Source organism: Desulfoluna butyratoxydans (assembly GCF_900699765.1).
GTDB lineage: Bacteria > Desulfobacterota > Desulfobacteria > Desulfobacterales > Desulfolunaceae > Desulfoluna > Desulfoluna butyratoxydans.
In genome coordinates this window covers 918,472-934,684 of the sequence record NZ_CAADHO010000001.1, presented here as the reverse complement: position 1 = coordinate 934,684, position 16,213 = coordinate 918,472, and the positions used below count along the sequence as shown (strand labels likewise).

The window sequence follows — 16,213 nt, the reverse complement described above, 5'->3', positions numbered from 1 at the left end:
TGCTTATTAGTCTTTTGTTGTTGTCTTTGTGGGTAACTTTTTTCGTTTGTGATAGATAATTGGGTCGGGGAGGCGCTTGTTTTATGATGCAGTTGGGAAATTATACGTTCCGGTGTCGCCTGGACGATGACGCTGTGCTTCCTGTGTACAAAGGTTCCATCTTTCGGGGCGTGTTTGGCTTGGCGCTGAAGAAAACCATCTGCACCCTGCGGCTGGAAAAATGCGACGACTGCCTGCTTAAATGGCGGTGCCTATATGCAAGTGTTTTTGAAACACCGCAGCTTTCCAACAGCTACGGAAAAAGCTGCGGTACCGCTCCCCACCCCTTTATCATCAGGCCTCCGGAGACGCGGCAGACCCATTTGTCCGCAGGCTCGTCCTTTGATTTCGGTTTTACCCTTCTGGGAGAGACCAACCACAACCTTCCCTATTTTGTCTACGCCTTTGAGCGCATGGGGGCGATGGGCATCGGTCGCAAGATGGGTGGCAGGCGGGCACGGTTTACCCTGCTTGAGGTTCGATGTGGGGCGCATCTTTTGTACACCCACGGAACGCGGGAGCTGACTCAGTGTGAGCCGGCACCGTTCGCCCTTGCCGGGTCCTCTCCTGACAATCCCCTGTCCCGCCTGACCCTCTCCTTTGAAACCCCCCTTCGCTTGAAATTCAACAGCCGTCTTCAGGCGCGTCTTCCGTTCCACGTGCTGGTTCGGGCCATGCTGCGGCGCACCTCCTCGTTGATGGCTGCCTTTGGGGCCGGGGAGCCCGATCTGGACTACAAGGGCCTTGTTCGTCGAGCCGAAGAGGTCTCCATTGCCCACCAGGCCCTGAGATGGTCTGACTGGAAACGTTACTCCTCCAGACAGGAGCGGGACATGCTCATGGGCGGCATGGTGGGGACGGTGACATATGAAGGCCATCTGGCGGAATTTCTGCCCCTGGTGGATTTTTGCCGCAACGTGAACCTGGGCAAACAGACGGCTTTTGGGTTGGGGCGGTTTGACTATTCCCTTGCCGAGGTGCCGGAATGCGCCGCTAAAGACCGTGGGGCGGCCACATGTGAGCTGTGTTGAGGCCCCCTAAGCCAAGGGCCGGTTGGAAAAAGCAACACATCCGGCGTTGCAATAGACATGTAGAGCGTATTTATAAACCGTGTATCTGGAGGGCTCCATGAAAGAATTTTTGGCTGTGTGCGCAGACATCGCAAGTGTTGTGGCCGTGGTGTCTGTAATTGTTACCTTGTTCAAAGTGGTCAAGATGGAACGCGAAAATCGACGGATGAACGAAAAGGTCGATCTGTTTTTTCAGGTGGAGGAAAGTGATCGGATCGAGCCGACGGGCCTTTATATTCGGCGTAAGGACTTCACCCGCTCCGAAGTTTTAGGCACGATGAGAATGGTCATGAAAGACCAGGGCTTTTTTTCAACAAAACATACAAGCGAAGTCGCGTTTCTCGACTCCTTGGAGAAGGTGCAGTCGGGCAAGGACAAAAGATGGCTTATTCCCGTGGCCGAATCCGAGTTCGTCCAATTTGTTATTCCCGGGAACGTCCCTGAACAGGATGCCGCTTAGGGCTCTGAGCGGGAACGTGTAGTTTCTTGACGGATTCATTCATTGACGAAAGGAAACATCATGGGAGGAATGGATAATACCACCGCAAAGGTGACCACTGCCGCTCTCTTTCACGATATCGGCAAGGTGGCTGACTGGGAGCTGCTTGGTCAGTCGTTGGCGTGGGTGAGGGAGCAGAAAGAGTCGTTTGCCACAACCCATGGGGGGCGAACACTTCATACCGATGCGTTGTTTAGCCGCACCTTCTTGGAGCGCCAGGCAAAAAGCTTTCCGACATCTCTCTTGGAAGGGGATGAGAACCTGCTTTCCCTGGTGGAAAGAGGGCAGAATCCTGTCACAGCCTTGGAGTGGATCGTCTCGGAAGCGGCATCCATCGCTCAGGCCTCTTCCCCGCGGAAGACGGCAGACGGCGATGAGGCAACGGACATTAAAGCTCGTCGCAGCGTTCGGTTGGCCCCGATTTTGGAAACCCTGTCTCCCACTGCCGCCGATGACGACAGCCCCCATGAACCGAAAGCATATCGGCACCATTACAAATTGGCGGCTCTTTGTCCTGAAGACATGGACCCTGTCACGGAAAAGGGGGACGATGGCTATGAAATTCTGCTCAATGAGTTGGAAGACGCCTTCTCTCGTCTGCCCCACCGGGACCACCACGGACTCTGGCTTCAGCATGTTGATTCGCTTTTGATGAGGACCCTTTGTTTTGTCCCTGCCGATCAGTCTGGTCATGGCGTGGCCGATGTCCCGCTTTACGATCAATTGCGCATCTCTGCGGCCATGGCGTGCGCCTTGTCTCGATACCATCAGGACACGGGGACATTGAACCCGGATGCCGTGAAAGATAGAAAAACCGAAAAGTTTTTGCTCGTGAACGGGGACTTTACCGGTATTCAACCCTTTATCTTCAAAGATGGCGGTGAGAGTCGAAAATTCCGTTCCAAATTGCTTCGTGGGCGGTCTTTTCAGGTCTCTTTATTTATAGAATCGGTTGTCTGCCGTTTGTGCGAGGCCATGGGGATCAGTCCCCTATGCGCCATTATGAAAGCCGGGGGAAAGTTTACGCTGCTGGCCCCCAACACACAGGCCGCAAGGGATGCCGTGGCGCAGGTTAAAGGCGAGTCGGCGGGCTGGTTTTTATCCATGACCCATGGCGAGTCGGGGATGGCCATCAGCACGGTGACGGCTCGTCCCGTCGATTTTCAAGCTCCGAACATGGTTGCCTTGTGGCAGCGGATGCATCGCACCATGGCTCTTGAAAAGTTTCAGCGTCTGGACATGGGAGCGGTTTGCGGTCGGCGGGCGCGGCCTGTCGGCCGGGACAACAAACCGTGTCCCCTCTGCCATGTCCGGCCTGTCGAGTCGGCATATCGAGAGTCGCGGTGTTGCGCGGTATGCCATGATCAGATTTGGTTGGGTGAAAACCTTGTAAAGCACAGGGGCATCCGCCTGACAACGGGGAAGGGGGACTTGAAAGAGCCTGTGCTGGGGCGGTACCAACTGACCATGGAAAACGACCTGGCAGGGTATTCTGCCCAAGGGGAGGATGTCGCCCTTTGGCAATTCGGCGTACCCGGTAAGACCGATCCCCAGGTGGCGATCCGTTGTGTGAATGGCTATGTGCCGGTGTTTACGAAAGCCGATGAAGAAGCTGCCGCTGCAGCGTCGGAGGAGGGACAAGAGGCTGTAAAGGCGGGAGACCCGAAGCACTTCCAGGCCATTTCCGACGCCTCCCGCTCCTCCATTGACGGGGGGGCTTGCGTGTCTGCCCTCGGTGTGCTCAAAGCCGACGTAGACTACCTCGGCATGTTATTTGCATGCGGGCTTTCAGATGAGCGTTACACCCTTACCCGCCTCACCACCTTGAGTCGTCAGCTTGATATGTTTTTTTCCGTTCGCCTGCCATGGATCCTCGAACACCATGAGACTTTTTGCGAAGTGTACACGGTTTTTGCCGGTGGGGACGATCTTTTTTTGATTGGCCCCTGGCGACAGATCCTTCAGTTGGCTCCCATGCTGCGCGACGAGTTTTCCCGTTATGTGGCCGGTAACCCGGAGGTCCATTTCTCTTGCGGCATCACGTTGGAGAAAGCCCACACACCCGTGGATGATTTCGCCGAGAGAGCCGAACACGTGTTGGGCCTTGCCAAGGACCTGGATGATGAGAAAAACAGGATTTCCGTGTTCGGGTGCACGGTTTCCTGGCCTGAGATGAAGGCGCTGGATGCATGGAAACAAGAGGTTGTGACGTGGTTAGAAAAGAAGTGGCTGACCACGGGCATGCTCTATCGGGTGGATACCTTGGTTACCATGGCAGAAGAAGAGGCCCGGTTGGGAGAAAAAAAGACGGTCTCCATGGATGAGATGGCCTGCCTCAAGTGGCGAAGCCAACTGGCGTACATGGTGGCACGAAATGTTGACAAAGAGGCGGTCGGGGCGGTTCACGGCTCACTGGCGGACGCCCTGCAAACCCATGGCGGGAACCTGAGAATTCCCTTGTGGACCCTGCTTTACGAACGAAGACGGAGGGCATCATGAATTTTTGGAAAGACAAAGAGAAGGGGCATATTGAGCCGTTGTTGTTTTCAACTCATGCGCAAGAGAAAGCTTTGTTGTTTAGCAATGAAGGAACTGTCGAGAAAAGAAATGGGAAACGCGAACTCATGTTGAATAAGGCATCGCAAATCCGTCGGTTTTACGATGAACTGAGTCGGTTGGAGGATGAAGTTCGGAGTTCGAATGATCGGTGGCACGTGGTGGAGCCCCAGGTGCATATGCTTGTTGCAAAGGCCGCTTACGCCGAAGGACGAAAATTGGTTTCTCATGGGTTCAAGACTTTTATCCAGGATGGGGCCACGGCCGTGACGTCACCACAGGAATTGAAAATTTTTCGTCAGCATTTTGAATCAATTATCGGTTTTTTTCGGATGATGCACCAATAGACACCGATCAGGAGGGAGCATGCGACTGGAGCAGATAAAAGAGTACAACGGCACGCTGGAGTTGGTGAGCGGACTCCATATTGGCGCAGGGGACACGGAAATGCGCATCGGCGGCACGGACAACCCCATCGTGAAACACCCCCACACAAACGAGCCCTATATCCCGGGGTCTTCCATTAAAGGGAAGATCCGAAGCCTGCTTGAATTGGCCAGCGGATTGATCGCCTTACGCAGGGGGGCAGATGGGGGCCCCCTTGGGCTGAGGGACTTTCAGGGGGCACCGGAAGAGAAACAGGGCGATTGTCTCGACCTGTTGCGGCTCTTCGGCATCAGCGGAGGAGATGCCGATAAGACGGGGACTGTTGGGCCCACACGGCTCATTGTCAGCGATGCCTTCCTTGACAAGGCATGGCGTGATGACGCGTGGCAACAGGGTCTGCCGTTTACGGAAATCAAATCCGAGAACAGCATTGATCGCATCAAGGGAACCGCCACCAATCCACGTTTTACGGAACGTGTCGTGGAAGGGGCAAAATTCAAAGTCTCTTTTCGCCTGAAGGTTTTTGGCGGGGATGGCGATCTCGAAACGCTTTTGTTTAAGGGGCTCAAACTCTTGGAAATGGATGCCTTGGGGGGCTCCGGGAGCCGGGGCTACGGGCGGGTACGCTTCGTGTTCGATGACCCGGAGACTCAGGGCATGTACGGAGCGATTCAACCCTTCTAACAAGGAGAGATCATGGAAGAACTGCTTTGCATCGTGAAACCGACCTCTCCGTTTGGAACCCCATTGAAGGGGGATACGCTTTTCGGGCAACTGTGCTGGGAATTTGCCATGGACCCTTCATTGATCCAGGGCTCTTTGGATTCTTGGATTGCGCGGTACGAAGAGGCTCCTTTCCTCGTGGTGTCCTCGGCTTTTTTTCCCGCCCCGGATGGGGATTGGATTCTTCCCGTCCCCTCATACCCCTGCTTCAGCCAGGCGCAACAACGCAAACAACGGGTGGCTGAAGAAAAGGCCGTGAAGAAAAAAACATGGTTCAAGGCCAACCCCCATCGTTCCATGAACCTTTCGGGGATCTCGCGTTTGACGGATAAGGAGGCTGCCGAGGCACTGGGAAACGAGGTGGGTCTTCTTTTCTCTTCTGTCCGGCAAAGCCACAACAGCATCAATCGGCTCACAGGGACAACGGGCAAGGAAATGTTTGCTCCATATGAAACAAAGAGCCGTCTCTATCAGGAAAATGTGCGGCTTGCCCTTCGACTGAGCATCGATACGGATGCTGTCTCGCCATCCTCTGTGAGCGAAGCCTTGAGGCGTATCGGGATGACGGGGTTCGGCCGCGATGCCGGGGTGGGCTTCGGTCAGTATGAGATGCTGGATATGGTGCCGTGGACATGCCCTTCATGGGATGGGGCCGACGCCCTTTACCTTTTGGGGCCGGCCGTTCCCGAAAAGGAAGGGTGGGAGACCATGGGGGCGACCCCCTTTGTTCGATATGGCAAGCATGGCAACGGTCTCGCCACAAGCGGAAATCCATTTAAAGCCCCCGTCTTGATGGCTGCCGAAGGAAGCCTTCTGAAACCCATGGATGAAAAACATCCCGAAGCTTCCTGGGTCGGGTCTGCCGTGACCGGGGTCTCTTCCGTGCTGAAAGAAACGGTGGTCCAGGGGTATGCCCACTGGCTACCCGTGTCCACAAAGGAGGTCCCGTGAAAAAAGAGAGTTGGAATCTGTGCCTTGAGACACTTTCGCCGGTTCATATTGGATGCGATACGGTTTATTCTCCCATAGAGTTCAGGACGGACCACGCGACCAACGAACTGGTTGTTTTTCAGACGGAAAAGTGGGTTTCATGTGTCGGGAATGACGGACGTCGGCGGCTTTCGGAAGCGGCGAAAAGAGGAACCTTGGAGAGCCTTCTTGCCATTATGAAGATGATCGATGCCTCCGACGTTGATGGGCGAAGAATTCCGGCGGTTCGGGGCGTGCTCGAGAACCATGCCCGGGTCATGGGCTTGGCGGGGGATGAAAAGCGCTTGAAAAACGAGTTCAATGCCTTTGAGATCCGTCGCACGGCATATCGCCTGTCAGATCATCGTCCCTACATTCCGGGGTCGACCATGAAGGGGGCCATGCGAACGGCATGGCTCAATGCCGTCCGAAAGAAAAAAAGCCGTGGGCCCGGGGGGGGATCGAATGGGTATCGGCTTCAACAGGAACTGTTGGACTATCGGTTCGTGGACGGGGATCCGTTTCGCCTTGTGAAGGTCTCGGACTTTCATCCTGTGGGAGACGCAGGCGTGGAGGTTTTGTATGCCATCAATACCAAGAGACACGGTGATGCGACGGGGCGGGGCGTGCCACAAATCCTGGAAGTCATCAAGCCCGGTCAACGATTCTGGGGAACCGTAACCATCGATCAACCATCCCACAGAAAAACCCCCATCCATTCGCCCATCGACGGCGGCGCATTAAAGCTGGCGATTGCCGATTTTTTCGACAATCGCCAGGCGGCGGAAAACAGGATCCTGGCAACTCTCAACAAGGATAGGGTTGAGACAGGCGAAGAGATCCCCTTGTGTGTGGGGTATCACTCCGGGGCAGAAAACATGACCGTGGAAGGGCATCGAAAAATCTGGATCATGGGGGGCAAGGGAAAAAAAGGGAGAGAAGCCGACGAGGGAACAACCATTTGGTTGACGTCTCAATATAATTCCGGGCCGGGCTCGCGCCCCTTGGGATGGTGCGGACTTGCCATCTGCGACGAGAGGCGATGGAAAGAGTTGGAGGTCCTGGAAGATACCTTTCAGGATGAGACCTTGGAGAAAAAGGAGGCCATGCGTCGTACCGAGGTGGAGCGAAAGGCACGGCAAGAGGAGGAACGAAAACAGGCCGAAGAGCGCGAAAGGATACGTGCTGAAGAAGAAAGGGCAAGGCTGGCCAGAGAGGCGGTGCGGGCTGCCATGTCGCCCTTGGAGCGGTGTTTTGAAGACCTGAAAGATTCCGAGACAATTGCCGAACAACGGATTGCAGCCATTGTCAGGGAAGATCTCCTCACCGCGGAAGACGGGGAGGCCCGCCTGTTGGCCATCGCCCTGAAACATTGCCTTGAGGCCCGTGGGGAGTGGAAGGTCAAAAAGAAATCCAAGGCGCGCTATGAGAGAAAACAGATTATTCTGAGGTTTTTGGATGAATAACGGGCTCGAAGGGTTGTTTGTGTCCTGGCGTGCCTATCGGCAAACGAAGAGAATGTGTCCAAACAAAAGGAGAAAACAATGGCGGGTTTGAAAGTTCTCGGCGTCGAGGACCTCACCAGAAGGGCCATGGTGGAATCCCTCGCGACATTGGTTGTTTTCGGTGCGGCTTCAAGTGCTGTGTATGACCTGTGGACTGTGATCCTTGGCTTGATGACAGGAACCGTTCCGGGGTGGGCGGTTGCAATGGTTCGGTGCCTGGTTCCACTGTTGGGGTGCGTTGGATGGTTCATGTACATCTACAAACGCTATATCCGCTATGCGGGCAACAATGAAACCGGTGAGACAAACGGGGAAGTGTTGCCCCACAAAGGCGTGGTCCTGATGATGAGCACACCGAAATCTGGCGTGGAAGAGATCATGGCGCAGATTGAGACGAAATCGTTGGATGAGCTTTATGGTATCCAAGGCATAGGTCAGTTGTTTAAAGGTGTTTTCTCCCACAAAGAGAGGTTGCGGCACGTATGGCCTATTGTCAACCGGGAAAGCGCGGGATATACGCAATGCCTTACGGCCTTTCTGGAGAAGTATATACCCCAGGCCAAGGTTGTGAAGAACCTGCGGGGCAACCAGAAACGTTTTTTTGTGGAAAAAAAAGGAGAGCAAAAAGAGATCGAAGCCATCAAATCCCTTGTCAACGAGATCTACTCCCCGCAAATGCTCCATGGCCTGGGGCTTTCGAAATCCGACGTGATAGTGGATATTTCCGGCGGGACAAAGCACATGACCATCGGCTTGATCCTGGGTGCCCTGGATGCTTCCATCGACATTCAATACACCGAGCAAAACACAAAAAAGGTGATCCCCCTGGCCATCGATCACCGCATGATTCTCGATAAGACAATCGGGTACCTTACAGAGCATTACCAGCAAATGACCAATCCGGACGCAATCCATGGGGCGCAACACAATGACTCAATACCAGATTATCAACCTGTCTGACCTGTTCGGGCAAACTGCCAAGCTCGCTGACCTGGACCGTTATATTACCGAGGCGGCGAGGATGGCAGGGGATGGCAACGATGTGGTTCTCACCGGCCCCGGCCCTGTCTGGCTCTACCTGGCCATTGCCCACGGGCTCCATGGCCGTGCCCGGTCCTTGACCTATCGCTCCCCGGTCACCGGGGACGTGGTGATCTTTGATCACAATCCCTTCTGAGGAGAAGATAGCCCTTGGACGAACCCTGGCTTTGGGTCTAATCCGGTTTCCTACGGTTAGGCCCGGTTTGGCCTGGAACCACGGGGCGTTTCCTGGTGATGAGGCGTTGTTCCGGAGGACTTTTGAAAATGGGCTGTTTTTATGTATCGCCTTGAACGACGGGGATCTTCCCTTACTTTTTGAAAATGACTGAAACAGGCTTAGGTTATCCGGTTTGCATAACAATCTGTATTAAAGGGGAATCGCTTTGCTTTTTGTAGCGGAAGAATGGGGTTTTCGAGTGAAAAAAGAGGAAAGATCCGGAGGTTATCCGTTTTGGCTTCTTCGGGCCCCGTCCCCTATGGCTCAAAAAAGGGGGCTGTCCGAAACATTGACCCGATTACGAGGGGATTAAGACCTTTTCTGCGACTGCAAGGTCCTTTTTGGCTTTTTTTTGTCCGAAACATTGACCCGATTACGAGGGGATTAAGACAAAATCCACGAGTTAAATTGCTCTACCTGTGCCTCAGTCCGAAACATTGACCCGATTACGAGGGGATTAAGACTGTCTTGAGCCGATGGGTATCGGCTCGGTTCGTGGTTTGTCCGAAACACTGACCCGATTACGAGGGGATTGAGATGTCGTTGAGCACAGACAACGTGCTTTCAATAATCGGGTATCCGCCTGCATGGGTACCCGCCGTGCCCGATGGGCACGGCACCACCTTTGCCCATCCTACAGGATAGAAATTTTGCCAAAAAATGGCCGTGAGTCTCCTCAATTCTTCGAAGGCTTTGATCTTATGCCCGCCCTTAAAAAAGAGAGCTTAGTCATTTGCCTGCCATGGCGCATGGAAAGCGAGGGAGGGGGTGGCAACGTTGTGTCAAAGGGGATGGCAAAGGGAAGCGCGAACCTCAAGTTCGTTTTGTTTTATTTGGGGTTGTATTGAGATTATTTGATGAATAATCAATGGGTTGTAATGCGGTTTTTTGACTGAAATAATGTTGGGGTTCGCGCGCTGAGAAAATGACCAATATAAGTCAGAGTGATGGTGCGCTTTTTACCTTCGGGGGACGCTCTGAACTATAATCTGTCAGGCTCTGCAAAGGAGGTTCGCGCAAAGGCATGACAATGACCTGTAAATCAGGTATCTTTCAGCCTTGCCGTTCTTTGACCCGCATACGAGGGGATTGCGACTAAAGAGATCTCTAAAGTTACAATGACATATATTGTTCTTTGACCCGCATACGAGGGGAACACCATCTCATGCCAAATAAAAAAACTGCTTCGTAGTGTGCGACAAAGGCACAGGTGGGGGCCGTTGCGTCGAACAGGGGATGGGAGGGAAATTCTGCCGCAGGTGAGTGGACGATTTTCTGTAAGTGTGTCATCATATGGAATAAAAGCCCGGGCTGGGAGTGTTGTGGTCCGGGGCCTTTGCCTTTTTCCACCCGCCTGCGGTCACGGGGCATCCAGCCACCGGGGGATTCCATGGACATCACTGTCGGCGCCTTGAGGCGCGCCTTTGAGCATGTCAATGCAAACCATGGGTGCGCAGGCGTGGACGGCATCACCCTGGCCCGGTACCGGGCGGACCTGGACCTGAATCTTCGAGCCCTCCAAGACCGTCTCCTGAGAAAAGCCTATGCCCCTCTTCCTCTGATGAAGGTGTTTGTCCCCAAAAAGTCCGACGGCCAGCGAACCCTTTGCATCCCCTGCGTGGTGGACCGTATAGCCCAGACCGCGGTGCTCCATCGTATCGAGCCTGTCCTGGACCGGGAATTTGAATCGTGCAGCTTTGCCTACCGAAAGGGGCGCAGTATCCGCCAGGCGGTGATGCGGATCAAGGCCTGTCGGGACGCGGGCTATCGCTGGGTGGTGGACGCCGACATCGATGATTTTTTCGGCACCGTAGACCACGATTTGCTGATGGTAAAGTGCCGGGAACACCTCACCGACCCCGACATCCTTCACCTGATTGGCCTCTGGTTGAAAACCGAGGTGTGGGACGGGCGACAGCTCACCGTTTTGGACACGGGGCTGCCTCAAGGCTCGGCCATCTCCCCCATCCTTGCCAATCTCTTTCTGGATGAACTGGACGAAAAGATGGAGGCTATGGGGTTTCGCTACGTCCGGTACGCCGACGATTACCTGATCCTGGGAAAAAAGGAGGAAGATGCACGCCAGGGGCTGGATGCATCCAAGCACATTCTTCGGGAGCTCTCCCTTGAACTCGATGAGGAGGAGATCACCACCTTTGAAAAGGGGTTCAAGTACCTGGGCGTCGTCTTTTTAAACAATCTGATCATGGAACCCTACGAAAAAGGCGGGAAAGGCCGCAAAGGCGCGGTTTTTCCCGCCCCGTTGAACATGGAGGCCTATTTTACCCTTAAAAATGGGGCAGCATATCATGGCGACCCTTTACATCACGGAGCAGCACTCCATCCTGCGGAAGACAGGCGAGAGGCTGATCCTCCAGAAGGATGAGGACATTCTGCTGGATGTTCCCTGTCACAAAATAGACGCGGTGCTTATGTTCGGCCATGTGCAGTTCACCACCCAGGCCGTTCATCAGTTGTTTGACCACGGCATCGAGATGGCCCTTCTGACCCGTACAGGCAAACTCAAAGGCCACCTTGTCTCCCCTTCCACGAAAAATATCCAGCTCCGATTGGCGCAGTTCAGGAAATACGAAGATCCCGACTTCAGGATGGCTGTTTCAAAGGCGTTCCTCGAAGGCAAGCTCAAAAACGGGCTGACTTTCGTGCGCAAGTTCCTGAAAAATCATCCTCTCGTGGATCTCTCCCACGAAGTGGAAGGGCTCACAGAGGGCTTGAAGGCAAGCGGACGGGCCCAGAGTCTTCAGGAACTCTTCGGCATCGAGGGCACAGCCGCCTCTCACCACTTCAAGGCCCTGGGGAAAATGGTCTTGGGTGAATTCGCCTTTTCCCGGCGTAGCAAGCGCCCGCCTGAAGACCCCGCTAACGCCCTCCTCTCCTTTACCTACACCCTGGTTTTCAACGAGATCGCCTCGCTTTTGGATGGCCTGGGCTTTGATCCCTACCTGGGCTTTTACCACCACCCAAGCTACGGCAGGGCCTCCCTTGCCGCCGATCTCATGGAAGAGTTCAGGGCCCCCGTGGCAGATCGGTTTGTCCTCAACCTGATCAATCGGAAAACCCTGAAGACAGAAGATTTTTATATCCGGGAAAACGGCGGGTTCTACTTGAAACGCGATCCCATGAAACGGTATTTCTCCGAATTTGAGGCTTTTCTCAACGCAGGCTTTTCCATGAACTCGGGGCGCACCTCCTTTCGCAAGAGCTTTCGTTCCCAGGCCGAGAAGATGGCCCGCTGCCTGCAAGGCGAGGACACCTATACCCCCTTCATCGCCAAGGCCTGATCCATGCGCTACCTGATCTCCTACGACATCGTGGATGACAAACGGCGCAACAAGCTTGCCAAGGTTCTCAAGGATTACGGCCATCGCGTGCAGTACAGTGTCTTTGAATGCCTCCTGGACACCCCGTTGTTCCTTTCCCTCCGCGGGCGCATCACCTCGGTCATCGACAGCAGGGAAGACAGCGTCAGGGTTTACGCATTGTGCGGTCGCTGCGAAAAAGAAATCGAAATCATGGGGCAGGGCGAGGTCCGGGAGGACAAGGATGTCTATATCTTTTGACTCTCCGGGATAGAGAACAAACCATCTCCCGGATAGCAACTCCGCCGAATCATGAATGGCATTGTCCTTGTTTTTCTATAAAAAATGTGATTTTTTATTGGACTCACAGGCCTCTTCTCAGGTTGAAGGAATGTCGGGATCTCTTTTTGGCCGAGGGGCTTTTTTTCTGGAGCCCCTCGAAAGAGAGGCCTCTTCCCTGATTTTTGGAACATGACTGAAATGGGCCTAGATTATCCGGTTCGTGTAACAGACTTTATTCAAAGGGGATCGTCTTTGTTGTTGCAATGGGGGTATGGGCTTTTCGAGTGAAAAAGAAGGAAAGATCCGGAGGTTATCCATTTTGGCCTCTCCGGGCCCCGTCACCTGGGGCTCAAAAAGGGGGGCTGTCTGAAACATTGACCCGATTACGAGGGGATTAAGACTGACCAGGCTCACGACGAGAGATGAACATATTCGGTCTGAAACATTGACCCGATTACGAGGGGATTAAGACGCCAATTTTGTTTTGTATCCGTCTCTCGTATTCATGCCCGTAACAGTGACCCGATTGCGAGGGGATTGAAATGTCGCTGATCACTAGACAACGTGCTTTTAATAATCGGGTATCCGCCTGCGTGGGTGCCCGCCGTGCCCGATGGGCCGGCACCACCTCTGCCCATCCTACAGGATAGAAACTCGTCCAAAAAACGGTCGTGTCCATACACCGTTTCTCAGGCTTTCATTTTATTCCCTGCCTTGCTAAGGCTCACCCTCAATCCATCAACTCGCCTGCCATTGTTCATGGATGGTTCTGACTACCCACGTTGTGTCACGGGAAACGACAAAGGGAAGCGCGAACCACAAGCTCGTTTTTTTGTGTTATGCTGTCTTATGTGGGAATCTTTCGAATAATCAATGTGTTGATGATTTTTTGGCGTCGAAAAGATGTGAGGGGTTCGCGATGCGTGAAAAAATATAATAAAATCGGATAAATGGCTCGTTTTTCAGGCCCCGGAACACGGCCTGTGCCAGGGTGTGTTTGCCTCTGAAGAGGAGGTTCGCGCAAAGACATGACAATGGCTTGTAAATCAGGTATCTTTCAGAGTTACCGTTCTTTGACCCGCATACGAGGGGATTGTGACTGGATCTTGGACTTGACGGTTTTCTTGGGTTCGGTTCTTTGACCCGCATACGAGGGGATTGTGACAAAAAAGCTGGGCGGCGCATCGAAAAAGCTACCAAGTTCTTTGACCCGCATACGAGGGGATTGTGACAAGGGATACCTTCCCCGCTTCGGTCAAAAGGGCCTGTTCTTTGACCCGCATACGAGGGGATTGTGACCGTTACGGTCCTCTCCTTGGGGTAAAACTCCCTGTTCTTTGACCCGCATACGAGGGGATTGTGACTGAACTCGATGTCGAAGTAGCAAACCTGGAGCAGGCGGTTCTTTGACCCGCATACGAGGGGATTGTGACATACGACGACTCGCTCACGATGCCGTTGTCGATGTGTTCTTTGACCCGCATACGAGGGGATTGTGACAGGATGGGACCGGGCGCATCAGTTACTTTTGCTTGTTCTTTGACCCGCATACGAGGGGATTGCGACATTATCTTCGTGACGATGGATACGAAGATGGCGGGTTCTTTGATCCGCATACGAGGGGATTGGTAATTGACAGAATGCATGCGTTTCCCATGCAACGGACGACACGAGGGGAACCACGGGGTTTCGGGAAGGCCGAAAAACATTGAAGAAATCTCCTTTCCCGTATAAAGATGAAAAAAACTTTACCTGACGCATCCACGTCGGGCCCCCTTTACTCCACCAAAGGAACGAACCGATGAGAAACTAGCCAAGGGAACCAGACCAGATCATGTGAATCTGTACACAAGGGCGACCGCTTTCGGGCTGTCATGCCATCACCATTCCCATGTTCCGTTCCCCTCGGCTCTTTTGGTTTGACGTATCGCGTCGGACCCGTCGGTTTTCCCTCCCACATGTGCACCCTTGTTTCTCAAGGACATATCATCCACGGGGATACCCATCCGACAACAGAGCGCTTTCCCCTTGCCCGACGGTGACGGAACATGGTTATAGCCATATAAGAAGGGAACCATGGGCCATTCAACCGTTGTTTTTGATGCGATAAGTTTTTCCTATCCAGCGTCGTGCTCGCTTGTCTTTGATCATCTTTCCGTGACGGTTCCCAGGGGGTGGACCGGTGTGGTGGGGGGCAACGGCACCGGGAAAACCACCCTTTTAAAGCTCGCTGCCGGAGACCTCAGGCCGGATTCCGGCCGTATCACGGCACCGGAACATGCGGTTTACTGCCGCCAGGACACGGACCGGATGCCAGATCTCCTGGAAGAGATGCTTGTTTCCGGGGACAAGGCCGCAGGCCGCCTCGTTTCGGAGCTGGAGATCGGCTACGACTGGCCCTACCGGTGGGAGAGCCTGAGCCATGGGGAGCGGAAGCGGGCCCAGGTGGGCACGGCCCTCTGGACACAGCCCTGTTTGCTGGCGGTGGACGAGCCCACAAACCATCTGGACGCCAGGGCAAGGGGGCTTCTTTTCAACGCGCTGAAGGCCTTTCAGGGCATCGGGCTTCTGGTAAGTCACGACCGGGAGCTTTTGGATGCGCTATGTAATCGGTGCCTCTTTATGGATCCCCCTGCTGTGTGCCTGCGGCCCGGCTCGTATTCCCGGGGCCGGGAGCAGGCCGAACTGGAGGAGCAGTCCGTGGAAAAAGAGCGCGAAACAGCTGGTCGGGCCCTGAGAAAATTGAAGCAGGAGGCGGCACGAAGACGGGACCGTGCCTCCAGCTCCCACGCCAGGCGGTCCAAACGAGGTGTTGCGTCAAAAGACCACGACGCAAAAGCCAAGATTGATCTCTGCCGCATTTCAGGAAAGGACGGGGCAGATGGGCGGGCCTTGAAACGCCTTGCGGGAAGGATTCGCCAGGCCGATGAAACGCATCGGAACATCCGGGTGGTCAAGCGGTATGACACCGGCATTTGGCTACCGGAAAACCGGTCGAAACGGGATCTTTTGTTTCATGTTTCCAAGGGGACCATGGACCTGGCCCCGGGCAGAGACCTGAGCTTTCCCGATCTCGTCATGGGGCCATCAAGCCGGGTGGGAATCACCGGGAACAACGGGACGGGCAAAAGTTCACTGATTCGTCATATCCTCGCCCGAACCCGGATAGCAGAAGAGCGGGTGTTCTTTCTGCCCCAGGAGACAGACCCGGACGAGGCCCGTGAACTTGTCCACAAGGTCCGCTCGTTGCCCGAAGAGGAGCTGGGGCGGATCATGACCCTCGTCCGCAGGCTGGGATCGTCACCTGCAAGGCTCATGGATACCCGGCAGCCGAGCCCGGGAGAGCTGAGGAAACTTGCCATTGCCGTGGGCATTGTCAAGCATCCCCATCTCATTGTCATGGACGAACCCACCAATCACCTGGACCTGCCTTCGGTGACCTGCCTGGAGGAGGCCCTGGCGACGTGCTCATGCGGCCTTCTTGTGGTCAGCCATGACAATCGTTTTCTGGCGCGCATTGCCAGGACCCGGTGGCACCTGGCACCTGTGGCGGGCGGGAACGGACATGTGGTGTTGGAGGTGTCCGGTTTTGCATGAAGGGCATG

Annotated in this window: 13 protein-coding genes and 1 CRISPR repeat array; all 13 genes read left to right on the top strand. The window is 54.4% G+C overall.

Annotated features, from left to right (window positions below):
- Positions 1–83 precede the first annotated feature (83 nt).
- The gene (gene cas6 / locus MSL71_RS03980) at positions 84–1,070 is read left to right on the top strand and encodes a CRISPR system precrRNA processing endoribonuclease RAMP protein Cas6 (protein ID WP_246317701.1); all 987 of its coding nucleotides are present in this window, start codon (positions 84–86) and stop codon (positions 1,068–1,070) included.
- A gap of 97 nt (positions 1,071–1,167) precedes the next feature.
- Positions 1,168–1,569, top strand: a complete 402-nt coding sequence (locus MSL71_RS03975) for a hypothetical protein (RefSeq protein ID WP_180137354.1) — start codon at positions 1,168–1,170, stop codon at positions 1,567–1,569.
- Positions 1,570–1,629: 60 nt separating this feature from the next.
- On the top strand, positions 1,630–4,107 hold the full coding sequence (cas10, locus tag MSL71_RS03970) for a type III-A CRISPR-associated protein Cas10/Csm1 (protein ID WP_180137353.1): 2,478 nt from the start codon (positions 1,630–1,632) through the stop codon (positions 4,105–4,107).
- Positions 4,104–4,511: a type III-A CRISPR-associated protein Csm2 gene (csm2, locus tag MSL71_RS03965; protein ID WP_180137352.1), complete on the top strand. Its 408-nt coding sequence runs from the start codon at positions 4,104–4,106 to the stop codon at positions 4,509–4,511. The genes cas10 and csm2 overlap by 4 nt, the downstream gene beginning before the upstream one ends.
- A 19-nt stretch (positions 4,512–4,530) precedes the next feature.
- Positions 4,531–5,235, top strand: a complete 705-nt coding sequence (gene csm3 / locus MSL71_RS03960) for a type III-A CRISPR-associated RAMP protein Csm3 (RefSeq protein WP_180137351.1) — start codon at positions 4,531–4,533, stop codon at positions 5,233–5,235.
- Positions 5,236–5,247: 12 nt separating this feature from the next.
- On the top strand, positions 5,248–6,225 hold the full coding sequence (gene csm4 / locus MSL71_RS03955) for a type III-A CRISPR-associated RAMP protein Csm4 (protein ID WP_180137350.1): 978 nt from the start codon (positions 5,248–5,250) through the stop codon (positions 6,223–6,225).
- Positions 6,222–7,709, top strand: coding sequence for a type III-A CRISPR-associated RAMP protein Csm5 (csm5, locus tag MSL71_RS03950; RefSeq protein ID WP_180137349.1), 1,488 nt, complete (start codon positions 6,222–6,224; stop codon positions 7,707–7,709). The genes csm4 and csm5 overlap by 4 nt, the downstream gene beginning before the upstream one ends.
- Before the next feature lie 78 nt (positions 7,710–7,787).
- A complete protein-coding gene (locus MSL71_RS03945; protein ID WP_180137348.1) occupies positions 7,788–8,708 on the top strand; it encodes a hypothetical protein in 921 nt (306 codons plus the stop codon).
- Entirely contained in the window at positions 8,677–8,925 is a 249-nt protein-coding gene (locus MSL71_RS03940; RefSeq protein WP_218950942.1) for a CRISPR-associated protein Csx3, read from the top strand. The genes MSL71_RS03945 and MSL71_RS03940 overlap by 32 nt, the downstream gene beginning before the upstream one ends.
- 1,471 nt (positions 8,926–10,396) lie before the next feature.
- Entirely contained in the window at positions 10,397–11,392 is a 996-nt protein-coding gene (locus MSL71_RS03935) for a reverse transcriptase domain-containing protein (RefSeq protein WP_180137346.1), read from the top strand.
- Positions 11,316–12,308, top strand: coding sequence for a CRISPR-associated endonuclease Cas1 (gene cas1, locus MSL71_RS03930; protein WP_180137345.1), 993 nt, complete (start codon positions 11,316–11,318; stop codon positions 12,306–12,308). Before MSL71_RS03935 ends, cas1 begins: the two co-directional genes overlap by 77 nt.
- 3 nt (positions 12,309–12,311) lie before the next feature.
- Positions 12,312–12,587, top strand: a complete 276-nt coding sequence (gene cas2, locus MSL71_RS03925; protein WP_180137344.1) for a CRISPR-associated endonuclease Cas2 — start codon at positions 12,312–12,314, stop codon at positions 12,585–12,587.
- Between the two features lie 1,089 nt (positions 12,588–13,676).
- A CRISPR array of direct repeats spans positions 13,677–14,240; the repeat unit is 32 nt; unit sequence GTTCTTTGACCCGCATACGAGGGGATTGTGAC.
- A 444-nt stretch (positions 14,241–14,684) separates the two neighbouring features.
- A complete protein-coding gene (locus MSL71_RS03920; RefSeq protein WP_180137343.1) occupies positions 14,685–16,205 on the top strand; it encodes an ATP-binding cassette domain-containing protein in 1,521 nt (506 codons plus the stop codon).
- Positions 16,206–16,213 lie beyond the last annotated feature (8 nt).